Source organism: Roseovarius sp. SK2 (assembly GCF_028807495.1).
GTDB classification, from domain to species: domain Bacteria; phylum Pseudomonadota; class Alphaproteobacteria; order Rhodobacterales; family Rhodobacteraceae; genus Roseovarius; species Roseovarius confluentis.
Genome location: NZ_JARAMK010000012.1, coordinates 19,027 through 40,582, shown reverse-complemented (window position 1 = coordinate 40,582; position 21,556 = coordinate 19,027). Strand labels below are relative to the sequence as shown.

Genomic DNA, 21,556 nt, shown 5'->3' with positions numbered 1-21,556 from the left:
TCCACTAATGGAACAAGAACGACATGAGCAGAACACCTGAAAATACGCCCTCAGGCGATGAGAAATCGAGCGCAGTGAACGATGCTGCAACCGGAGATCACAAGATCGACGAGAGAGAGGCCGCGGACGGGTATACGATCACCCTGCCCGCTCATGTGGCCGGCTCCGGCAATCTCGACCGCCTTGTCGATATCGCCCGCGACTACGCCAAGGCCTCGACGGCGGAGAACACCAACAAGGCCTACGCGGCCGACTGGAAGCACTTCGCGCGCTGGTGCCGGCTGAAAGGCACGGAGCCCCTGCCGCCGTCGCCGGAGATGATCGGACTCTATCTCACCGACCTGGCGGTGCCAAGGAATCGGGTCCCTGCCCTGTCAGTTTCGACGATAGACAGAAAACTCTCCGGCCTTGCGTGGAACTACGCGCAACGTGGCTTCACCCTGGACCGCAAGAACCGGCACATCGCCGCGGTGCTGGCCGGGATCAAGCGCAAGCACGCACGCCCACCAGTGCAGAAAGCGGCGATCCTGCCCGAGGACATCCTCGCCATGGTCGCCACCCTGCCCTTCGATCTGCGCGGATTGCGGGATCGCGCGATTCTGCTTTTGGGTTACGCTGGTGGCCTCCGGCGCTCCGAGATTGTCAGTCTCGATCACGGGAAGGACGACACACCGGACTCCGGTGGTTGGGTCGAGATCCTCGACGATGGTGCGATCCTCACGCTCAACGCTAAAACCGGTTGGCGTGAGGTCGAGATCGGTCGCGGATCGTCCGAACAGACCTGCCCGGTGCATGCGCTCGAACAGTGGATGCATTTTGCCAAGATCGATTTTGGGCCAGTCTTCGTGCGCACGTCACGCGGCGGTAAACGCGCGCTCAACGCCCGGCTCAACGACAAGCATGTGGCTCGGCTGATCAAGCGAACGGTCCTGGACGCTGGCATTCGATCTGAGCTGCCCGAGAAAGACCGCGTGGCGCTCTTTTCCGGACATTCTCTGCGCGCTGGTCTCGCCAGCTCCGCCGAGGTCGACGAGCGTTACGTCCAGAGACAACTTGGGCACGCCTCGGCCGAGATGACCCGTCGTTATCAGCGTCGCCGCGACCGGTTCCGGGTAAACCTGACCAAGGCTGCGGGATTGTGAGGATCAGCCGTCTAGCAGATAGGCCGTCAGGTTCTGGTGGGCATGCAATATGCGGATGATCTCGACCCCCTGCCCCGCCGCCCGGTAGATCACCAGATGCGCTCCGCTGGGATGGATACGTACCGCAGGTGTGAACTCACTGCGCTCCCGGGCCATCTCTGGAAAGTCAGCGAGAAGGTCGAAGAGTGCAAAAAGGCCATCCGCATAGCGATCTGCCTGCTCGATGCCCCAGTTGTCTGCGCCGTAGTGCCAGATCTCGGACAAGTCGGTTTCAGCCGCGGGTCGAATGACCCAACCGCTATTCTCCGGCATATTTGGCGTGCATCCGGGACTTGAACGTGCTGCGATCAAGCGAGGTCGCTGGGCCACTGGAGAGGCCTGCGTCGACAGAAGCCTGGATTTCAGCAATGGCCTCACTCCGCGCACGATCACGCCGGATCAGGTCGCGAACGTAGTCGCTGGAATTGGCATACCGTCCGGTTTTTGCCTGTTCTTCGACCCAGTTTTTCATCGGGTCCGGCAACGAAATATTCATGGTGCCCATGGTGATCTCCTTATTAGTAGTATGTATGACAAAGTTTGCCAAAGTGCAAGAACGGCTCATACAAACGGAACCAAACGGTCGTTTACTAGCGATACCTTAAATTGCAAACGGCCCGTTTTCATGCCCCTGATAGGCTACGCCCGTGTTTCCACAGAGGATCAGACCCCCCTGCCCCAGTCTGAGGCCCTGCAAACTGCGGGTTGCGTCGAGATCTTTGAAGAGCACGCCTCTGGCGGCAATCGCGCACGACCGGTGCTGGCACGCGTGCTCGAACGTGTCCAGGGCGGCGACACGCTGGTCGTTGTGCGGATCGACCGGCTTGCGCGGTCTCTGTCGCACTTGTTGGAGGTGATCGAACGGCTGGAGGCCAAGGGGGCTTTCTTCCGCTCGCTGCAGGACCCGATCGACACGGCATCGCCACAAGGCAAGTTCACGTTGCAGGTTCTAGGCGCTGCGGCCGAGTTCGAGCGCGCTCTGATCCGCGAACGCACAAAGGCCGGGCTTGCCTCTGCGCGCGCCAAAGGGCGCGTTGGTGGCAATCCTGGGCTACGCGCCAAGGATCCCGCTGCGCTGCGCAAGGTGCGGCTGGCGCGACAGGACGGCTACATGGAGCGCCTCAACGAGACCGCGCAGGATTGGGTGCCCCATGTGCGCCGCTTGCGCCCCGATATGGCCTGGGAAGACCTGCTGCGGATCATCAATGGCCCCCTGCCCCCAGATCGCCATTGGACACAAAGCCGACTGCTCCGCGCTGTGAAGGCATATGTGCGCGACGGGTTCCTTCCTGCCGAGGTGCTTGGCCGCGCCGGACGCCGCGAAACCGATGACCGCCTGCCGGCCATCGTGGCGGCCATCAAAGGGTCGGACCCGGATATCACGCTACAAGCGATCTGCGACCGGTTGGAAGCCATGCGTGAGCGCACCCCTCGGGGCCGCACTGGCTGGCAGCCGTCTTCGGTCAAAATGCTGCTTGAGCGTGCGGAAAAGTTGGGGCTCCTCTGAACACGACACTTGTGTTGGCCTAACGGATTGCCACTAAATCTAGAAAGTGCTTGCACGAATCTGGCTGCTCGGGCAATAGTCTCGAAAAATAACGCGCGGTCACATAAAAAACGCGCCCACGGATCGGGGCAAACATGAGCGAAGCAGAACAGGATCTAGATATCGCCATCGGGCACTACGCGGAACTTCTCGCGTCGAACCTGCATGCTCAGCGCGCTGCACACTTCCCACCAGATGCAAAGAAGGTGATGCGCACTTTGACAAGCGGCGAAGCTGCTGAGCTCCTTGGCGTCGACCATACCTATCTTCGGAAGCTTCATCGAGAAGGAAAGATCGTTGACGTTGAGACGACGGCTGGAAGTCATCGCCGTTATACGCTCGACGATATTTGGGAAATCCGGCAGACGCTTGAAGGAAACGCAAAAAAGTCTGGAACTTACGTGCCCGGACGTCGCGACGGTGACGAGCTTCAAGTCATTTCAGTTGTGAACTTCAAGGGCGGGTCCGGCAAAACGACGACATCTGCTCACCTCGCTCAGCGCTTGGCGCTCAAGGGGTACAGGGTTCTTGCGATCGATCTCGACCCCCAAGCATCTCTTTCGGCTCTTCACGGAATCCAGCCAGAACTCGACCTCATGGAGGGCGGGACCCTCTATGATGCCGTTCGCTATGACGATCCGGTTCCGATCGCCGAAGTGATCCGCAAGACCTACATCCGCGGCCTTGATCTTATCCCGGGCAACCTTGAACTCATGGAGTTCGAGCACGAGACGCCTGCTGCGATCCAGCGAGGCGGAGCGAAGGCGTTCTTCGCGAGAGTTCATGACGCACTCGATAGTGTTGAAGCGAACTACGACGTTGTTGTGATCGACTGTCCGCCGCAACTTGGTTTCTTGACGATGTCAGCACTATCCGCGTCCTCTGGTGTGCTCGTGACGGTTCACCCGCAGATGCTTGACCTTATGTCGATGTCCCAATTCCTGCGAATGACTGCGGATCTCCTTGGAGTAATCAGGGATGCAGGCGCAAATCTGCGCTTCGATTGGCTTCGCTTCTTGCCAACGCGATACAAAGTCGGCGACGCACCACAGACCGAAGTCATCGCCTTCATTCGCGGGCTCTTTGGGAGGTCGGTCCTGACCAATCACATGGTTGAGTCGACCGCAATTTCTGATGCCGGCTTGACCAAGCAAACGCTCTACGAAGCTGACAAGAAGGACTTCACGCGTCAGACGTTTGATCGTGCGATCGAGTCTATGAACGCAGTGAACGATGAGATCGCTGAAATCATCCAGAACACATGGGGGCGGAATGGCAAGAAAGCCTAAACTTGGCCTGCCGCTGCAGACCCTTCGCAACGCTCCTGACGCTCTTGAAGGGCGCCGACTGCGTGGCGGTGTTTTTGAGATCGATCCGGCGCAGATTGTTACCGAAGGACGGTTGGATGACAGGCTTCAGATTGAAGTTGAGGGCCTGAAGAACTCTATTTCCAAGAACGGTCAGCGTGTGCCTGTCTTGGTCCGCCCACTGGAAGGCGATCGCTACAACCTGATCTATGGCCGCAGACGCTTGGAAGCATGTCGCGAACTCGGTATCAAAGTTCGAGCCATCGTCACAGAGGTTGAAGGTGATCAAGCGCTTCGAGATCAGCTTCTCGAGAACCAAGAGCGTCGTGATCTGAGCTTTATTGAACGTGCGCTTGTAGCGACGGCGCTTCTAGACGGCGACCATTTGGAAGGGGCTGAGCGCACCAATCGTGGTGTCGCCGAAGTCCTTAACCTCCACGAAGCTGGGGTTTCACAGCTCTTGAGTGTCGTTCGGACGGTCGGCGAGGATCTCATCCAGGCAATTGGTGCAGCTCCTGGGATTGGTCGCCCGAGATGGGAAGAGCTCAAAAAGGCTTTGGGTGCCTACGACGGTGATCGGGACCAACTGCTAGCCATAGCTCATGCAGCCAAGTCCGGAAGTTCCGGCTCGGTCGATGAGGTTTCTGAGCGTGCGTTTCTCGCAGTTCTGGCAGCTGCGAAGAGCGCAGAGAAGAAAGCAAGCCCGTCTAGAAAGGGTGTGCCTGCTTTGGCGATCCCCGGTGTTGGAGCTGCGACGGTCAAGACCAGCCGCCAAGGCAAGCAGCTCAAACTTGATCTAACTACGGATGAACCTGATTTTATCAGCTGGTTGGAGGGCAACGCCCCAAAGCTGATTACCGAGCTTCATGAGCGCTGGAAGCGTTCAGGAGACTGAGGAAGAGCAACCAACAAGAAGGAGGCACGATACAGGCAAAAAGAAAAAGGCCCCGAGAAGCTAGCTTCACGAGACCTTTGTAAGGTTTCGCACCGGGATCAGCCCGCTACAAAATCTCAGTTTTCGCACTTCTGAATGTAGCGTTCTGGCCCCTACCCCGCAAGCGCAAAGCGATTCGCGGGCCCTAGAATTTTTGTCTTCGTGGACATTTTCATGGAGTACACACCAATCTCGCCGTTTATGCGGCCGATTTCGCACGCCCATTTGCGCGTCATTGAGCGACCCGAGGCATCTGTTCCAGCCAGACCCGTTAACAAGTGGGAACTCCTGCGCGAGCTCTCCAAGGCGCAAGCGGCCTTTGGGGTCTCGGAACGTGATCTGACGGTTTTGCAGGGGCTCCTCAGCTTCTTTCCGGACGATGCGCTTGGCGGGAACGCCGAGATGGTCGTCTTCCCCTCGAACAAGGCGATCTGTGAGCGCCTGAATGGTATGCCCTGCTCCACGATGCGTCGTCACCTCGCGCGTCTTGTCGAGGCTGGCTTGCTCCAGCGGCGCGATAGCCCCAATGGGAAGCGCTACGTCCGTAAGCACGGCGAAGACCGCGTTGCCTTTGGCTTCGATCTTTCCCCGCTCTACTGTCAGTCCGAGGAGATAGCACGGGCCGCAGAGGCCGTACGTGAGGCTGAGGAGCGCGTCAGGCGCCTGAGAGAGGTCGTAAGCCTCATGCGCCGCGATCTCGCGGCCCTCGCCGAGTTCGGAGACGAGATGCAGCCAGGCCTAGGCTTCTGGGATCAGCTTCGCGACAGGGCTGCCCTCACAGCCCGCGCGCTTCGCCGCAAGCTTTCAGTTGAGGACCTCGCGGCCTATCGAGCCGACCTTGAAGCTCTCCTTGACCAGGCACGCAACATCATTGATGGCCCTGAAACAGAAGAAATGAACACCAATGATGCCCAATCTGAGCGTCACCATCATAATTCAAATAAAGAATCTATAGATCTTGAACCTGCTTTAGAAAAAAGCGGGGCGGCCGCGGGTGTGCCAGATGTGGATACGAATGAGCCGGTGGCTGACGTTGATGAACAGGACACAAGACACCTGCCAAAGATCCCGCTGCACCTAGTGATCGCGGCATGTCCCTCGCTCAAGACCTTCTACCAAGGTGAGATCCGGCATTGGCATCAGCTCTTCGATGCGGCGTGCCATGTGCGGCCAGCCATGGGCATCAGTGCGTCTGCATGGGAAGAAGCACAGCGGTTCATGGGTCCGGAGCAAGCGTCGATCGTCGTTGCTGCCATGCTGGAACGCTTCGCCGACATAAGATCGCCTGGTGGATACTTGCGAGCTCTGACTGCCAAAGCTGCGGCAGGCGAGTTTTCCTGTGGCCCAATGGTCATGGCACTGATTGGCCGGCGGAACGCGGCTTAACAGCTGTTAAACTCCGATCTCGTGCGGCTGGCATGGCATAACTTAACAGCTGTTAAGTAGGCTCTCGGCACACAAACGGTGTTCGAGAGAGAAAAGTTAGGGGGTTGAGGTGTGGCGGTATTTGAGATCGTGAAAGTGGCTTTCGCCTTCGTCGCGGCGAAGATCTGATGACGAGGGCATCCCGATCATCATGGTAAAACCTCAGCTGGTGACCATCGCTGCTAGTAGCGCAAAGGCGGCTAGTGAAGAACATACAGAGCGTTGCGCTGTAGCCAACCTAGCAGTTGCGCGCCTCCGCGGCCCCTGCCCTTTTCGAAGTCTGAGATCTGATGATGAATACCCTGAACAATTGGTTCTACGCTATCCGGCGCCTGCTGACGGCGATTTGGGTCCTGGCCTCGGATATTCCCTTGGCCTTCATCGGTGCTAATGACTGAGAGGTAGGTTGTGGATGTCTGTTGCATGATATCGTGGCTACGGGCCGCAGCGCACAAGGAGCAGACGATCGATGGTTGCCAAAACCGTTTGACCAAGGGCTCGATCCTCGAATTCCCGCACGCGGGGAGCCGGTAACTTCTCAGTCACTTCGATAATGGCGACATGGCCAGCGAGGCAATCGGTTCCTCAAGCGCAGCAGCTGGTTGCCAGCGGTCCCGCGTTCCACTGATTTGGTCGTAGTGGACGGCGAGGACATCGCAGAACAGCGGGTGCAACTTAATCTCTTGATTTCATGACACCCGAACTCTTCAAAAGAGTGCTTTGATGTTGGCTGCGGAATGATCTGATCCATCCGGTGGATGAAAGCGATTTAATAACAATGGGTTATTGTGTTTTAGTGTTCGCGATGGGAAATTATGCCCATAACAGCCATCATCGACATGGTTTCCCTTTCCAGGGTGCCGATCCGCTACATCGGCGGGAAGCCAAAGCATCAGCACGCTTTATGAAGAAGTTGGCAGTTGCGGGCCGATTGAGCGGTTTGGGCTATCTCGTGAAGAAGGAGCCGCCACAGGTCTAGCCGTGGGCCCTGTGGAAGTTCTGATCCCGTCGTACCAGTACAGTTCGGTGGCGGTTGGGTGTTTCATGGGTTTGGTCCACGAAAAGTGAAAGTGTTCTTCGGGTTTTGTGACTGACGGATGAGGGCCTTTGGGGTCCCTCAGATGGGTCCGGGCCGGGTTCCGGTCTGCCGTTCCGGATGAAGGGCATTCCCATGCAAACAGGTGTCTTGCGCGTGCTCCGCGCAACCGCCGCCTCCTGGTGGCGACATAGAGAGCTGCGCCGAACTGGCCAGACGGCGCTGGCACAGCGGCTCGAACGCCAGACCGTCCTGCGTGATCTCGGCTATCTCAGGCAGGCGGCGACGCTGCCGAATGCCCATGTGATCTGCGGGGCGGGTGGAACGTTCCTCCATCTCGGCTGCGCCACCGTATCCACCCACGCGCCGATTGAGCGCTTTCCCTTGGCCACTCTTGCGGTCGCACGTGGCACGCCGTTCATCGATATCCGACTCGTCACCGATGTCATCGCCTTCGCGAACCTGCCGCGGGTGACGCGGGACGGATCGGTCGACCCTGACTCTTCGGGTCCCGGCAAGTCCGTGTCGCTGACCACCTACATCGACATGGTCGAAGCCCTCGGTGGCAGGATCGCCAACGATCCGCGCCCCTGTCGGTCAACCTAGTCACCACTCCCTCTCACCAAAACTCGAAAAGGAGGCCAGCCATGGCCCGATCCCGTACGCCCAAATTCGATGCCTCAGAGGTCATCACAAACGAAATCATCCGTATCATTGAGCGCGGCGTCCTGCCCTGGCGAAAGCCCTGGACCGCAGGCGGCAGCTCTCGCCCCCTGCGCGTGGGGGGTGAGCCCTACCAGGGGGTCAACAACTTCCTGCTGACGATGCGCACCGTGATGGCGGGCCACAGCTCGCCCTTCTGGATGACGCTGCCTCAGGCCAATGCCTTGGACGCGAAGGTGCGCAAAGGCGAGAAGTCCTCTGTCGTTGTCTACTACGGCCAAAGCCGGAAAGACGCCGATGGCGAGGACGACCGTAGCAGCGGGGATGATCACTCCGAGGAAGCCCGCATCTTCCGCTTCCAGAAATCCTACCGCGTGTTCAATGCCTGCCAGATCGAGGGCTTGCCCGACAGTTTCTACCCTGACCCGGAGCCCGTGCCCGAGCATCCGCCGTCCGAGCCCATCCCGCACATGCAAGCGTTTTTCGATGCCATCGACATCACAACCGTCTTCACGGGCACGGAGGCGTACTATTTGCCCCCCGTGGACAAGGTCTACATGCCGTCCATCACGCGGTTTCAGGACCCGCGCAATTTCTACGGGGTCTGGGCCCATGAGCTGGCCCATGCCACAAAAGCCCCCCATCGGCTGAACCGCGATTTCGGGTTCTCGAAGTTTGGCAACACGTCCTATGCTCGCGAGGAGATCGTCGCGGAATTGACCTCGGTGTTCCTGGGTCAGACGCTGGGCTTTACCGCGCATACGCTCGAGATGAATGCCGCCTACCTCCACAACTGGTTGCGCGTTCTTCGGTCGGACAAGGGCGCAATCTTCCGGCACGCCGCGGACGCGCAGCGGGCCTGCGACTATCTGATCGCCAGATCGGAGGCGTGCAGGGCAGGGGAGGGCGCTGAGGCAGCATGACCTATGCTCTTCCGCAACGCAGAAAATGGCAGCTTCGAGCCCAGACCAACATTCCTGCTGCGTCGCGGCGAATATCCGTTTGCAGAAATAGTTTGCTAAGCGGCCAACTTTTTGTATAGTTGGCCACATGAAAAACTATCAATCCGCGCTCGATACTGCCTTTCATGCTCTTGCCGACCCGACTCGTCGGGCCATGATCGCACGGCTGATTGAGGGACCTGCGTCGGTCAAGGAGCTTGCGGAGCCTTTCGAAATGGGCCTCCCGTCATTCCTTAAGCATGTGAAGGTTCTGGAAGCCAGTGGGCTAATCAGCTCGGAGAAGTCCGGACGGGTTCGAACCTGTCGCCTAGTGCCAACGCACCTCGCTGCTGCGGAAGACTGGCTGAATGAACAGCGGGCTATCTGGGAGGCTCGAACCGATCGCCTGGCTGCATTCGCCGAAAATCAACATGCATCGGAGACGAACAATGACGTCGAATAACCAACTGTCCGTATCCAGACTGATCAATGCTCCGCGTTCTGCCGTCTGGCAGGCCTGGGCGAACCCAAAGAACTTCGAGCAGTGGTGGATACCCGCCCCTATCGTTTGCCGGGTCGAAAAGATGGACCTTAACCCCGGCGGGGGCTTCGAGACCCTGATGAGCGAAGACGGCGGTGAATTTAAGCCTCATGTGGAGGGGTGTTTTCTAGACATTGTCCCGCAGGAACGGATCGTATTCACCACGGCGCTGAAGGAAGGATGGGAGCCTGCGGAACCATGGCTGACATTGACCTCAATCATCACAATGGAGGACGAAGGTAGCGGCACACGATACATCGCCCGTGCCCTCCACAAGAATCTCGAGGACAGCCGAAAACATGAAGAGATGGGGTTCGAGGAAGGCTGGGGAAGCACCATAGAACAGCTAGCTAAGCTGGCCGAAAAACTTTGAAGCAATCAGCAGGCAGATAGAGCGGACATCCGAGTCCGCGGAGCGAGGGGCAGGATGATCCCGCATTACCGACCTTCGTGCATCTTGCGGCGAAGGTCCGGACTGAGCCGATTCTGTGGAAAAACAACGTGTTGCTGGCGCAGTAAGTGGTGCTCTGAACGAGGCGCGCGCGCTTTCCTGATCAGGCTTTTCGCGTTTGCTGCGGTGCGGGAAAGGTCTTGGCCAGCTTGCGGAGGTTTTGGGCGGTGGCGGCGAGGAGGAATTCGTCGTTTGCGCCGCATGGACCACGTAATCGGAGTCGGCCCAGGCCGAGGATACGTTTGAGGTGCGCGAATAGCATCTCAACCTTCTTCCGAAGCTTCATCGAGATCTCATATTGCTTGGTTGTGGCGATGTCGCGGGCGACCTGGCGAGCGTCTTCGTGTTCTTCGCGGGTGATGGAGCGAAAGTCCATGTTCGGACAGCAGCGCGTTTTCGATGGACAGGCCTGGCAGACGTTCTTGAGACCGCGATACTTGGCGACGCCCTTTCCGGTCGGCCCCCTGTTCGGGTCAGAGTAGTTCCGGCGGAACTGATTCAGCTCCTGGCCTTCCGGGCAGGTGTATCGGTTGTTGGCCGCGTCCCACTCGAAGTCCGCCCGGGTCCAGGTGCCGTCGCTGCGGCCTGACTTGTCGAAGACCGGGATGTGCGGGGCGATCTTGCGGTCGACCAGCCAGCCCAGCATCGGTCCGGTGCCGTGGGCGGTGTCAGCTATCACGCGCTCGGGATGCAGGCCGAACCTGGCCTTCACTCGATCCAGCATGGTCTTGGTCGATCCGACTTCGGCCTGCCGGATCGACCGCGTCGCCTCGACATCGACGATGACGCCATGATCCGTGTCGATCAGGTAGTTGTCGGAATAGCTGAAGAATGCCGGCCCCTTGCGCGCCGAGGTCCACTGGCTGGCCGGATCAGAATGCGACGTGAACTTGGGCTGGACCTCACTGGCGGCACCGAACGCGGCCTCGTCCAGAGTGTCGAGATACTCGCGGACCGCGCGGGGCGCATCGGCTGGATCAATCTGCGAGACGTCCCAATCCTCCTTCGGCGTCGAGTTCTGCTTGTTGGCATCTGCCGCGATCAGGCTGGCATCTACCGCCATACGCTGACCGCTCACGAGCCCTTCCTCGATGCAGCGCGCGACGGTCGTCTCAAACAGATGACGTAGAAGCTCGCTGTCGCGGAACCGGCCATGGCGGTTCTTGGAAAAGGTAGAGTGATCCGGGACCCGATCAGCCAGGTCGAGCCGGCAAAACCAGCGATACGCGAGGTTCAGATGCACCTCCTCGCAGAGTCGTCGCTCCGACCGAATGCCGAAGCAATAACCGACCAGCAGCATACGGATCAGCAGTTCGGGATCAACGGAGGGACGGCCCGTGTGGCTGTAGAAATCCGCAAGATGGGCACGAATGCTGATCAGGTCAACAAACCTGTCGATGGATCGAAGCAGGTGGTCTTGCGGGACGTGACCCTCAAGCGAGAACTCGTAAAACAGCGCCGGTTGCGCCTCCTGCTTTGGTCCCATCATCGCTATCCCTCCCGCCCGCTGGCAGAATTGAATCAGCAGGATGACCCTCGATCAAGCGCGAGTTTTTCAACAGAATAAGCCCTACGACGACCTTCGTGACCAGATCCTGCCGCCGCTGAGGTCTTGGCGCTCGCTTGTCCGCATGGGTTGACATGCAGTATTCTTACTGCATATTGCAACCAGCATGACCGAGGATCAGATAACACTCGTTTTCAAAGCGCTGGCGCATACGGAACGGCGCCGCATCCTGGCCTCGCTATTGCAGAAGCCCGGTCAGACGCTTTTCGATCTGTGTGTCGCCCCGGACCAGCCGGACGGCGCGGGACATTTGTCCCGTCAAACTGTCTCGCAGCATCTCGATGCCCTCGAACGGGCGGGACTGCTTGAAATTTCGTGGCAGGGGCGAACCAAGACCCACAGGCTTGAGCCGGGTCCGCTGCGCGAGGCCGTGCAACAGGCCCTTACCCCGTATCTTTAGGAGCGAACGATGATGAAAATCTACGTCACCAGTGTCTTTGTCGACGATCAGGACCGCGCGCTCGACTTTTACGTCGGGAAGCTGGGCTTCCAAAAGAAGAACGACATTCCGGTGGGCGAGAACCGATGGCTGACGGTGGTATCGCCGGATCAGCCGACTGGCACCGAACTGCTTCTGGAACCCAGCGACCATCCTGCTGTGAAACCTTACCAGGCAGCGATTGTTGCGGATGGCATTCCCGCCGCGTCATTTCACGTCGACGACCTCGCCAACACCTATGATCGCCTGACAGAAGGCGGCGTCAGGTTCATGCTGGCCCCGATTGATGCGGGCGATGTCAAAATGGCTGTGCTGGACGATACGTGCGGCAACCTGATCCAGCTGGTCCAGATCAAGAACCCGCAGCCCCACTGACGTGCGCTTGCGATCTCAGCGGAACGCCACCACCTGACCCAACACCGGGTGGTGGCATCAATTTAGTGGCTCACCCCATCTGCTCTTTGCGCAACAGGATCACCGTGCCGGCCGGGTCCGACGTCCAGTGCCCGGTCACATTGGTCAGCGGCTCCAACTCGTCTCGTTTGGGGCTGCCGAGGCTCGACAGCGCGACGTCGGGGTCGTCGTCGAACAGCTCGATCCAGACATCCACCTGGCTTTGCGCCGGTACCCGGTCGATCCACAAGGTCATCGCGCCGAACTCGAAGCCCGTGCTGTTCTCCAGCTCACGGGCGACTGTCAGACCCACCTTGTCACGGTAGAAGGCCACGGTGTCCTCCCAGCGATGCAGGGGCACCTTGATGGCGATGTTCTTTCCGGCTTCCATGTCATGTCGCTCCTTCTTTGAAATCTCGGGTTACTTGTAGAACCCGTCCCGGAGGTTGATCCCGTGCTCCAGCCAGGCCTTCATGGCGCAGAGCATCCCGGTCCAGCCTTCGCAATTGCCGAAGCAGGAGGTCAGGCTGGCCTCTGTTTCGGGCCAGCCGAATTCGCTGATCCGCACCAGGGTGCGCCCGTCCTCCAGTGGACTGAACTCCATGGTGACGGTGGTCCATGTGGCGGTCTTCTCGTCCGCCTCCCATTGAAGCACGATCTTTTGGTTCGGGACGACCTCTTGCACCAGGACAGGGAAGGCGCCCGGAAAGTCGTGGAAGTCCCACGTCACCTCGGCCCCGGTTTCCAGTCTCCCCCGCGCGCCGCCCGTGGTGAAATATTGCGACAGGCGGTCAGGGGCGACTACGGCCTCGAAGACCTCTTCGACCGGCTTGGACATGCGCCCCGCCACCGTGAATCTCAGCTCCATGATGCGAATCCTCTTTGCTTTCCACCATTCATGTTATAAAAATATAACATGTCAACTGAAAATAATTTCGACGCCGTGTTCAAGGCGCTCGGCCATCGGGCGCGGCGGCGGATACTCGACCTAATCAAGGATGGTCCGCAGACCACCGGCGCCCTTTGTGAGACACTGACGGATCTCGACCGCTGCACGGTGATGCAGCATCTATCGGTTCTGGAGAAAGCTGGGCTGGTGGTTGTCGAGCGGCGCGGCCGAGAACGCTGGAACCATCTCGACGCCCTCCCGATCCATGACATCCAGAAGCGCTGGATTGGGCCTTACGCCGCGCACGCGGTCGGGATGCTTGGGGATCTGGAGAGGCTGGCCGAAACCGACGCATCTTCGGCCGACGCTGACGGTAGCAGTCTTGTCTGAGGCGTGGGACAAGAGCCATGTCTAGCCCCCTGTTTATGGGCCACTAATGGGCGTCTTCTCTAAGACAGTTTCTGGGACTGGTGGCCGCATGTTGAGGGCCTGATGCGGGCAAAGTCATCATGCCACTCAAGGCAAGGGAAAGAACACTGGAACGCTTGTTGCCAAGTACGTGAGCGATGGTCATCGCGACGTCCCTTTGTTGGACGGAAATCCGGCGGCTCGAAGGTCCGGTCGGCCTGCATGCGTGGAGCAAAGCCCGGTTCAGGCCGTCTCCTCGAAGATAGGTGTGAATCCGCCCCACATCATGCGCGTGCCATCGAAAGGCATGTCCATGTCCTGCCAGCGTGGGTCGGTCTGCATGCTGGCGCCGCACTTGTCGTGGGTCTTCTTGTCGGGCCAGACAATCCAGGAGAAGCAGACGGCCTCTCCCTCTTTCAATGCAACCGCACGCTTGAAATCGGTGTGTTTGCCCTCTGGAACCTGATCCTCCCATGTTTCCATGATCTGCAATGCGCCGTACTCCTTGAAGAGGGGCCACGCCTTGCGGGTGCTTTGGATATAGGCCTCCTTGTTGCCGTTCGGCACGGGGGTCAGAAATCCGGCGATATAGGTCATGTCAGTTCCCCTTGGTGGGATTGGAGCTCCGCCATCCAGGCGTCGAAACCGGGTGGGGGATTGCCGGTGAAACCGGCCAGATGATCATTCAGCGCCTGACGGAACGCGGGCCGTTCGGCACTGCGCGCTACGTAGTCGGCGAGGTTCGGGAACGCTTCGACAAGGCCTTCGCCCTCTATGATCCGCAGGACGCTGACCATCATCAGGTCGCCTGCGGAAAAGCTGCCGGCGAACCAGTCGGCGGTTCCCAACCTGTCCGAGGCCTCCTGAAGGCGTTCGGTGATCCGTTCGTCGATACCCGGAAGGCGAGGGGCGGACCACGGATCTTTCGCTTCGAATATCGTGGCCTGCGCGCGGTCCATGATCGGCGGCTCTATCGTGTTAAGGGCGGCGAAGAGCCATTCCAACGACAGGCCTTTTCCAGCTGCGCTCTTGGGGGTGAGGCCGGGAAAACGTTCGGAGATGTGCCACACGATGGCGCCGCTTTCGAACAGCGCCTGTCCGTCCTCTTCGTAGGTCGGCACCTGTCCGAAGGGTTGCAGTGTGCGATGCGCCGCTTCCTTTTGCTGGCCCTGGGGCAGGTAGCGGACAGCGTAATCCTGGCCGACCTCCTCGAGCGCCCAGCGTACGCGCAGATCCCGGACCTGTCCTTTTGCGAAGTCAGGCACCCAGTCGAAAGCAGTGATGGTGATGGAGGCGTTCGGATCAACCGGCATGGTACAGCCCCCGCGTTTTTGCATTCAGCGTGTCGCAATGCGCAATTGAGCGGTCGAGATACGCCATGGACAGGTCTATATAGGACATCTCAGACATTAAGGTTCCTCCGAGTCGCGTCGTCGATGTGGACAGGCTAATCCAGTAGAGTTACAAAAAGCAACTATGTAAAAACAAAAAGTAACTAGATCGGCGGAAGCGCCCCATGGACGGTGGTATGGCGATGCCTGCGGCACCGCCTTCGGCCTTGAATTGCTCGCGGAGCGCTGGTCGATGCTGATCTAGCGAGAGCTTATGTTTGGGCCGCGCCGCTTCAGCGATATCCGCGCGAGCCTGCCGGGGATCAGCGCCAAGGTGCTTTCAGAACGACTTGCCGGTCTCGAGACAAATGGCGTCGTTGTACGGTCCGTGGCGCCAGAACCGGCGCTGGCGCAGCTTTGTGGCCTGTCGGAGTGGGGGTATGCCGCAGAACCGATCATACAGTAGCTTGGCCGCTGGGCGGCGGCCTCGTCCTTGCATGATCCGACGCTACCTTTGTCGCCGGTTTCGTTCATGCTGTCGCTGCGCACGATGCTCGATCCCGACGCAGCCGGCAGCACCAAGGCGACCGTGGTTTTCGTAATGGGTGCCGCGCAGTTCACGGCGCGGCTTGCCGATGGTGCAATGCCTGTGACGCGTGGCGCTGCGGACGAACCCGATCTTCGGTTCGAAGCCGCTGACGCTCCCTCCCTTGCCGCGGTCTTCTATGGCGGGGTGGATCCTGACACGGCGGGGCTGCGGGTAGCAGGTGATCCCGAGCTTGCGCGAACGTTCATCGCGCTCTTCAACCTGCCGGCCAAACTCGACAGGTAGAGTGCGACTTGCGGTGCGTCGTCACGTTCTGCGTGCAAGAGCCGTGATGCCGAGAGAGCCGGCCGGTTTGGCACATCTATCAAGGTGACGGACCGGATCGATTGTCGAGGTTGCTAGACAGTGCGCAAAGTGGTTGCTTCCGACATGGGCACCTCGGCAAACCGACGCACGGTGGGGCTCGCACCGACTGGGTCGCAAAAGAACAAGAAAAGGTCCACGGATCTACGTAAATTTCGAGGTACTAACTGAAGCTCAAGCCACTTCGGGCAGCATCTTTGCAAGCCAATCAAAAACGCAACCAAATCCTTTGTCTTCGCTCTACCGAGACGTCTGGGCGGCAGAGATAGCATTGTTGCGCACAAAAAGAACGCAACGGGTGTATCCATCCTGCAACATTTTTGGGCACCGCACATTCTTATGGTTGTTCGGCGCTATATGGATAGGCGAAAGAAGGCCTCCGGGCGTCTTCATCCCCGTTGAACGTCCTGGGGTGGGTTTTCCCGCCGCGCTGATGCGTTCTGCCTGCCTGTCCGATGGAACGTGCTAGCGTATCTCTATACGCCCCTTTCTGCCTTTCAGATAGGGGCTGGGCGGCTGGTTGTTGAGTACCATACCAGCCGCCTTTTTCTTAAGACGTGAGGACTATCTGAGCAGAGTTCTACTCTCCTTCACCCTCCGTATGTTCTACTTTTTCTCGAGTTTCTATTCTCTTGAAAGGTAGATCTGGGTGCGTTGCCCAAGGTTGCGGGCAGATACTCTATCGAAATGAGCCTTGTAGATCTGATCGCCACACGAATACGCACCTTGCGTCGAGCAGTGCTTTTGTTGCACAATTTTTGCGCGGGTGCGTCGCTCCCCATGATGACCCGCGTGGTAAAGTGGTAAAGAAGTATCGTACCACCGTCAGCGCGGTCTCCCAATAGGTCGGGTTGACGATTAACTAGCCTCAGCGCCTCCTAGCTCGAGGCAGGGCGGCTGGTGCATGAATGTCGTATCAGTCGCCTTTTTTGAACCGGGGAGTAAACCAATGGCTGCGTTCTGGAAGATGTTCCTTCATGCTCCCGTTGTATGACGATTGGGCGCTAACGCGATGAACATTCTACATTCGACTCGATGGCGCACGCGTTGGCGTCGCTTTACAATTTGAGGTTTGGATCCTCTTCGAAGGTCCAGCCGAGGTTCTTGATTAGATCTTCGTCTCGGAATGGTCTCTCAATCACCTCTCAGTACCTAAGGTGCAAGGCAGGTCGCGGGCGTCTTCCTTGAAATCGGTCAAGAATACAACTTTGCAGGACTGCTGAACTAACTGCTGCGCGAGGCCAACCATGCACTAACAATCAAATTGGACCACTCAGGTGGGGCTGATCAGGTCATTTCGATGCGATTGTTCAAATGCTTGCGATCAATGTGCCGGATCGCATCATCGGGACCGAGCTGACCGTAAATCTCGCCGATCACCTGAGCCTAGTTGTGTGCCTTGTCAGCGACAATCCTCAGTGGCTGATAGTGCCGTGCCGTTTGTCGCGCCTGACGCTGGAATGCCCTTTCCGCCTCGGCATTCCAGCGCGCGGTCAGCCGCAATTCGATCAGTTGGCCGAACTGATCCACTGCCTTCAAATGATAGCGCCAACGCCCACCGACGCGGTCGTAGGTTTCATCTGTATGCCATTGCGGCCCGCGCCACGAGCGATGTTCGGCGAAGGCCGCTTGCGTGTCAACGGCGGAGTAAAAACCGGCCACGCGGCGGTGTAAAACCAGGCCAGTGGCGGGGTGCCAAGCGCCATGGCGCGCGCGCTCTCCAGATAGCTGGCGCGTGCCATGGCGCATTGGTCCGCAGGGCCAATTCTGTGACGATTGATCAGGTGCCGGCTTCTTTCCGGGCGCGGCTTTGGGCAAGTCTGTAACTCTCACCGTTCATTTCGAGGATGCTGACGTGATGGGTCAGGCGGTCGAGGAGAGCGCCGGTCAGCCGTTCGGTGCCGAAGGTTTCGGTCCATTCGTCGAACGGCAGGTTGCTGGTGATCAGCGTGGCGCCGCGCTCATAGCGCTGCGAGATCAGCTCGAACAAGAGCTCCGCACCGGTCTTGGAGAGCGGCACGAAGCCCAGCTCGTCAATGATGAGCAGCTTGACGCTGGCCAACTGCTTTTGCAGCCGCAGCAGGCGACGTTCGTCGCGGGCCTCCATCAGTTCACTGACCAGCGTGGCGGCGGTGATGAAGCGGACGGGCAACCCCTTCTGGCAGGCCGCCAGCCCGAGGCCGAGAGCAACATGGGTCTTGCCCGTGCCGCTCGGGCCAAGGGCGATGACGTTCTCCCGCCGCTCGATCCAGTCGCAGCGGGCAAGTTCCAGCACCTGCATTTTGTTCAGCTTGGGGATCGCCTTGAAGTCGAAGCTGTCGAGGCTCTTGGTGGCCGGGAACTTCGCCGCCTTGATGCGCCGCTCGATCATCCGCCGCTCCCGGTCGATCAGTTCCAACTCGACCAGGCGGGTCAGGAACTGGACGTGGTCCTGACCTTCGGCGGCGCATTGTCGGGCGAGCTTGTCGTATTCCCGCAGGAAGGTCGGCAGCTTCAGCGTCTTCAGATGATCCGCGAGCAGGATCTTCGGGGCGTCACTCATTCCGCCGCCTCCGACGTCAGGGCCATGTAGCTGGCGACCGAGGTCGTCTCGACATGCGCGCGTGGCAGGTAGGGGTAGACGTCGAGGTCGAGCTTCGGCGGCCGCTTCTCGACGTGACAGAGCACGAGGTGCTTGACCGCATCAAAGCCGACCGCCCCCAATTGCAGGGCCCTCTTCACCGCGGCGTGGAGGTCATCGATGCCGAAGGTCTCGAGCAGGCGCAGAACCTGAACATACTCGCGGCGCCCGGCCTTTTTCATTCGCGCTTCCATCAGGCGGCGCAGGGTCGCGAACTCAGACGGCAGGTCCCATTCAGCCAGGGGCGCCGCCTGGTCCAGAGCGTTGATCTTTTGCTCGATGAGCGGAAGGTAATGCACCGGATCAAAGACCATGTCCTCACGGTCGTGGCAGCGGGGATGGCGTGCGATCACCTCGCCATCGCAGCCGATCACAACCACGTCGACATAGCCCCTGATCCAGACGTCACGGTGGCCGTAGGCGACCGGCACCGAGTAATCATTGGTCTTGTAGCGCACCAGCGCCTGGGAGCTGACCCGTCCGGTCGCCTGATCACAGGCATCGAACGGCGCCGCGGGGAGTTCGGACATCGCCGCCAGATCCCGCGCGAGCCGGTCTCCGATGGTCTCGGATTGCCCCCGCAGGACATCCGACTGGCGTTTTCGGCACTGCTCCTCCAGATCGACGTTGAACGCCTCCCAAGAAGCAAACCGCGGGATCGGCACCATGAAGTTGCGCCGGGAATAGCCGACCAGGCCCTCCGCGTTGCCCTTGTCGTTGCCTTTGCCGGGACGGCCGTATCGATCACGGAACAGGTAATGTGACAGGAACCCGCTGAAGAGCGTCGCCCGCTTGCGCGTTCCGTCCGGCAGGATCTTCGCAACCAAGCAGCGGTCGTTGTCGTACAGGATCGAGATCGGCACCTTGCCGAAGAAGGCAAAGGCGTGGATATGGCCATCGACCCAAGCCTCGGCGGTGGCCGCCGGATAGGCTCGCACGAAGCAGCCATCGCTGTGCGGCAGATCCATAACGAAGAAGTGTGCCTTCTGCTCAACACCGTCGACGACAACCACCGCCTCGCCGAAGTCGGCCTGGGCGTGCCCGGGCGGATGCGCCAGCGGCACGAACATCTCGCGGCCGCGCCGTTCGCGCTGACGCATGTAATCCTTCACGATCGTGTAGCCGCCGGTGAACCCGTGCTCTTCGCGGAGCCGCTCGAACACACGCTTCGCCGTGTGGCGCTGCTTGCGATGGATCTCCCGATCGCTGTCCAGCCAACCGTCTATGATGCCGGTGAAGGCATCCAGCTTTGGTCGTTTGACCGGTGCCGTTCGTCGATATCCAGGCGGAACCGAAAACGCCATCATCTTGGCTACGCTGTCGCGCGAGATGTTGAAATGCCGCGCCGCTTCTCGCTGGCTCATGCCCTCAGCACAGGCCAGCCGAACTTTCCGATACAAATCCACGGTGAAAATCCTCCCGCCCTCCCTGTCGCCAGAAAGGGTAAAGGTGGCCGACTTTTACGCCGCCCGCAGCAGGCTCATCCCGCCGCTACCGTGGCCGACTTTCGCACCGCCGTTCTCAGCCTCGGACGTGCACCGGAGCATTCAGTAATGAGGGACAAGAGGTAATTGCGCCAAGTGGTGAGGATCTGGCTGGTGAAACCACATCATATCTCAATCCGCTGGATCACCGACAGGTCGCGGTGGGCAGAACGTCACGGACAGTATCTAGCAAGTCCCGCCCGGGTTCTGTGCCAACCCGCGTTCTTCCCCCAGACCCGCTGTGCGCCTTGAGTTCGGCCAGTCCCGCTCAATTCTTCAGTCCCCACTGGTTGTCGAGCGCCCCGTCATCGCTTCCGGCGTCATTCAACGCGCACTGGAGATGATAGGCGAGGCGGACCGGCGGCGCCTCGGAGTAGGGGCGTCTGAAAAATGCCGGGCAATCCAATCATTCCCGCAGGCCAGAGTGGCAGAAATGTTGACGGTCGAAAGCCCGCATTTATCCTGATGCGGCATAGTGCAAGGAACGCAGGTGTGGCGAAGCTTCGAAAATCGATCAATCGGTGGGCGCTCTGTGTGGCGGGCCTTGCTTTCGCCGCCGCAAGTGGCCAGCCCGCCTTCCCGGCTACATACGACTATGGCAACGACAAGGCCTCGATCATGGACCTGCGCGTGAAGGACCCGGACAGCCTGACCGAGGAAGAACGGGCCATCCTTCAAGCCGCGAACCGGACGGGCTTCGTGCATATTCCGGCGTGCAGAATGGGCAGCAACGCCTTCCTGGTGCGCATCGACGGCCGCGATGCCATCCTGACGTCCGGGCACATGGTGGTTGACGAAAACACAAGTCAGATCAAGAACGGCTGCGGCCCGCGCGACCTGGAAACGGCAGTCTACCACCCAAACCTGTCCTACCTGGACCTGCGCGACGGCCGTCCCCGTCCGACCCCGGACGATCCCATCATGCGGGCAGTGCGGGTTGAACCGGGCGTCTTGAACCTGGACGCTCTTGTCGGAGATTTTGAGCGTCGCAAGGACTGGGTGGGGTTTTTCCTGTCTGAACAGATCTCGCAACAGCCAAGTTTAGACGGGACGTTACGCGGGTATCTGAAATTCACTGCCGATGGCCGGGGCGAGGGGGAAGGGTACTTGATCGGATTCGATCCTGCCTTTGACCAAGCTAATGGCGGTCGCTCAGCGTCGTGGCAAAAGTGCGAGACCTATGTTACGAGTTTCGTCCTTCACACCTGCGACACGGGACCCGGAACGAGTTCATCTTTGTTGGCATCACTTCAGTTTAACGAGATCAGATTCGTTGGAATGAATGTTTCTGGCGAAGTAGGTTCAGGTGGCCATGTCCCTGAGAGTCGGTTGGCGTGGAATATCGGAGTATCCGGTGACACCATTGCAGACCAGCTTCCCGAAGGCATGGCATTCGGTCATGAGTAACGAAATTGCTCCTTCGCCGCTTAGCGGCACGTTACCGCAGGTAGCAGCCCCCGGACGGCATCCAGCAAGGCCCGCCCCGGCTC

The 21,556-nt window shown here is 59.4% G+C and carries 25 protein-coding genes; 15 read left to right on the top strand and 10 right to left on the bottom strand.

All coding sequences use genetic code 11. From position 1 onward, the window contains the following. Positions 1-23 precede the first annotated feature (23 nt). Positions 24-1,142, top strand: a complete 1,119-nt coding sequence (locus PVV74_RS19270; RefSeq protein WP_103764497.1) for a tyrosine-type recombinase/integrase — start codon at positions 24-26, stop codon at positions 1,140-1,142. A 3-nt stretch (positions 1,143-1,145) separates the two neighbouring features. Here PVV74_RS19270 and PVV74_RS19265 read toward each other — a convergent pair whose 3' ends face one another. Then, positions 1,146-1,454 carry a type II toxin-antitoxin system RelE/ParE family toxin gene (locus tag PVV74_RS19265; RefSeq protein WP_103764498.1) on the bottom strand — a complete coding sequence of 103 codons (309 nt, stop codon included), beginning with the start codon at positions 1,452-1,454 and terminating at the stop codon, positions 1,146-1,148. Beyond that, positions 1,441-1,686 carry a type II toxin-antitoxin system ParD family antitoxin gene (locus tag PVV74_RS19260; protein WP_103764499.1) on the bottom strand — a complete coding sequence of 82 codons (246 nt, stop codon included), beginning with the start codon at positions 1,684-1,686 and terminating at the stop codon, positions 1,441-1,443. The genes PVV74_RS19265 and PVV74_RS19260 overlap by 14 nt, the downstream gene beginning before the upstream one ends. Positions 1,687-1,806: 120 nt before the next feature. Here PVV74_RS19260 and PVV74_RS19255 point away from each other — a divergent pair, with 120 nt between their 5' ends. From PVV74_RS19255 to PVV74_RS19220, 8 genes are all read left to right on the top strand, one after another. Continuing rightward, positions 1,807-2,688, top strand: a complete 882-nt coding sequence (locus PVV74_RS19255; protein ID WP_274594359.1) for a recombinase family protein — start codon at positions 1,807-1,809, stop codon at positions 2,686-2,688. 134 nt (positions 2,689-2,822) lie between these two features. Beyond that, the gene (repA, locus tag PVV74_RS19250; RefSeq protein ID WP_009827042.1) at positions 2,823-4,016 is read left to right on the top strand and encodes a plasmid partitioning protein RepA; all 1,194 of its coding nucleotides are present in this window, start codon (positions 2,823-2,825) and stop codon (positions 4,014-4,016) included. Continuing rightward, complete coding sequence (gene repB, locus PVV74_RS19245; protein ID WP_209259511.1) at positions 4,000-4,929, top strand: plasmid partitioning protein RepB; 930 nt, start codon at positions 4,000-4,002, stop codon at positions 4,927-4,929. The genes repA and repB overlap by 17 nt, the downstream gene beginning before the upstream one ends. A gap of 213 nt (positions 4,930-5,142) precedes the next feature. Further along, a complete protein-coding gene (gene repC / locus PVV74_RS19240) occupies positions 5,143-6,354 on the top strand; it encodes a plasmid replication protein RepC (protein ID WP_089963197.1) in 1,212 nt (403 codons plus the stop codon). A 1,195-nt stretch (positions 6,355-7,549) separates the two neighbouring features. Further along, positions 7,550-8,035: a hypothetical protein gene (locus PVV74_RS19235; protein WP_274594358.1), complete on the top strand. Its 486-nt coding sequence runs from the start codon at positions 7,550-7,552 to the stop codon at positions 8,033-8,035. A 41-nt stretch (positions 8,036-8,076) separates the two neighbouring features. Beyond that, positions 8,077-9,015 carry an ArdC family protein gene (locus PVV74_RS19230; protein WP_064260190.1) on the top strand — a complete coding sequence of 313 codons (939 nt, stop codon included), beginning with the start codon at positions 8,077-8,079 and terminating at the stop codon, positions 9,013-9,015. 127 nt (positions 9,016-9,142) lie between these two features. Then, the gene (locus tag PVV74_RS19225; protein WP_274594357.1) at positions 9,143-9,496 is read left to right on the top strand and encodes an ArsR/SmtB family transcription factor; all 354 of its coding nucleotides are present in this window, start codon (positions 9,143-9,145) and stop codon (positions 9,494-9,496) included. Then, positions 9,483-9,947, top strand: a complete 465-nt coding sequence (locus tag PVV74_RS19220; RefSeq protein WP_274594356.1) for an SRPBCC family protein — start codon at positions 9,483-9,485, stop codon at positions 9,945-9,947. Before PVV74_RS19225 ends, PVV74_RS19220 begins: the two co-directional genes overlap by 14 nt. Positions 9,948-10,128: 181 nt before the next feature. On the opposite strand, the gene PVV74_RS19215 is transcribed toward PVV74_RS19220, so the two are convergent. Continuing rightward, entirely contained in the window at positions 10,129-11,514 is a 1,386-nt protein-coding gene (locus PVV74_RS19215; RefSeq protein ID WP_274594355.1) for an IS1182 family transposase, read from the bottom strand. Between the two features lie 184 nt (positions 11,515-11,698). Here PVV74_RS19215 and PVV74_RS19210 point away from each other — a divergent pair, with 184 nt between their 5' ends. Then, a complete protein-coding gene (locus tag PVV74_RS19210) occupies positions 11,699-11,992 on the top strand; it encodes an ArsR/SmtB family transcription factor (RefSeq protein ID WP_274594354.1) in 294 nt (97 codons plus the stop codon). 9 nt (positions 11,993-12,001) lie between these two features. Then, the gene (locus PVV74_RS19205; protein ID WP_274594353.1) at positions 12,002-12,406 is read left to right on the top strand and encodes a VOC family protein; all 405 of its coding nucleotides are present in this window, start codon (positions 12,002-12,004) and stop codon (positions 12,404-12,406) included. A 70-nt stretch (positions 12,407-12,476) separates the two neighbouring features. Here PVV74_RS19205 and PVV74_RS19200 read toward each other — a convergent pair whose 3' ends face one another. Together PVV74_RS19200 and PVV74_RS19195 are read right to left on the bottom strand one after the other, a co-directional pair. Beyond that, positions 12,477-12,815, bottom strand: coding sequence for a hypothetical protein (locus PVV74_RS19200; RefSeq protein WP_274594352.1), 339 nt, complete (start codon positions 12,813-12,815; stop codon positions 12,477-12,479). A gap of 30 nt (positions 12,816-12,845) precedes the next feature. Then, entirely contained in the window at positions 12,846-13,292 is a 447-nt protein-coding gene (locus PVV74_RS19195) for an SRPBCC family protein (RefSeq protein WP_274594351.1), read from the bottom strand. Positions 13,293-13,340: 48 nt separating this feature from the next. Between PVV74_RS19195 and PVV74_RS19190 the strand changes: the two genes are divergently transcribed. Beyond that, a complete protein-coding gene (locus tag PVV74_RS19190; RefSeq protein WP_274594350.1) occupies positions 13,341-13,703 on the top strand; it encodes an ArsR/SmtB family transcription factor in 363 nt (120 codons plus the stop codon). 261 nt (positions 13,704-13,964) lie between these two features. Here PVV74_RS19190 and PVV74_RS19185 read toward each other — a convergent pair whose 3' ends face one another. Together PVV74_RS19185 and PVV74_RS19180 are read right to left on the bottom strand one after the other, a co-directional pair. After that, positions 13,965-14,318 (bottom strand): DUF1428 domain-containing protein, encoded by a 354-nt coding sequence (locus PVV74_RS19185; protein ID WP_274594349.1) that lies wholly within the window; start codon positions 14,316-14,318, stop codon positions 13,965-13,967. Beyond that, positions 14,315-15,034: a glutathione S-transferase family protein gene (locus tag PVV74_RS19180; RefSeq protein ID WP_274594348.1), complete on the bottom strand. Its 720-nt coding sequence runs from the start codon at positions 15,032-15,034 to the stop codon at positions 14,315-14,317. Before PVV74_RS19180 ends, PVV74_RS19185 begins: the two co-directional genes overlap by 4 nt. A 292-nt stretch (positions 15,035-15,326) precedes the next feature. Between PVV74_RS19180 and PVV74_RS19175 the strand changes: the two genes are divergently transcribed. Both PVV74_RS19175 and PVV74_RS19170 read left to right on the top strand, forming a co-directional pair. Next, entirely contained in the window at positions 15,327-15,518 is a 192-nt protein-coding gene (locus PVV74_RS19175; protein WP_274594347.1) for a winged helix-turn-helix transcriptional regulator, read from the top strand. Between the two features lie 66 nt (positions 15,519-15,584). Beyond that, on the top strand, positions 15,585-15,884 hold the full coding sequence (locus tag PVV74_RS19170) for a hypothetical protein (protein WP_274594346.1): 300 nt from the start codon (positions 15,585-15,587) through the stop codon (positions 15,882-15,884). 1,464 nt (positions 15,885-17,348) lie between these two features. Here PVV74_RS19170 and PVV74_RS22910 read toward each other — a convergent pair. Genes PVV74_RS22910 through istA form a run of 3 tightly spaced genes read right to left on the bottom strand, consistent with a single transcriptional unit; the run spans position 17,349 to position 19,988 of the window. After that, positions 17,349-17,711, bottom strand: coding sequence for a DDE-type integrase/transposase/recombinase (locus PVV74_RS22910; RefSeq protein ID WP_443217232.1), 363 nt, complete (start codon positions 17,709-17,711; stop codon positions 17,349-17,351). Between the two features lie 31 nt (positions 17,712-17,742). Further along, complete coding sequence (gene istB, locus PVV74_RS19160; protein WP_274594344.1) at positions 17,743-18,504, bottom strand: IS21-like element helper ATPase IstB; 762 nt, start codon at positions 18,502-18,504, stop codon at positions 17,743-17,745. Next, positions 18,501-19,988 carry an IS21 family transposase gene (gene istA / locus PVV74_RS19155; protein WP_443217231.1) on the bottom strand — a complete coding sequence of 496 codons (1,488 nt, stop codon included), beginning with the start codon at positions 19,986-19,988 and terminating at the stop codon, positions 18,501-18,503. Before istA ends, istB begins: the two co-directional genes overlap by 4 nt. A 570-nt stretch (positions 19,989-20,558) precedes the next feature. Here istA and PVV74_RS19150 point away from each other — a divergent pair. Continuing rightward, positions 20,559-21,473, top strand: coding sequence for a hypothetical protein (locus tag PVV74_RS19150; RefSeq protein ID WP_274594343.1), 915 nt, complete (start codon positions 20,559-20,561; stop codon positions 21,471-21,473). Positions 21,474-21,556 lie beyond the last annotated feature (83 nt).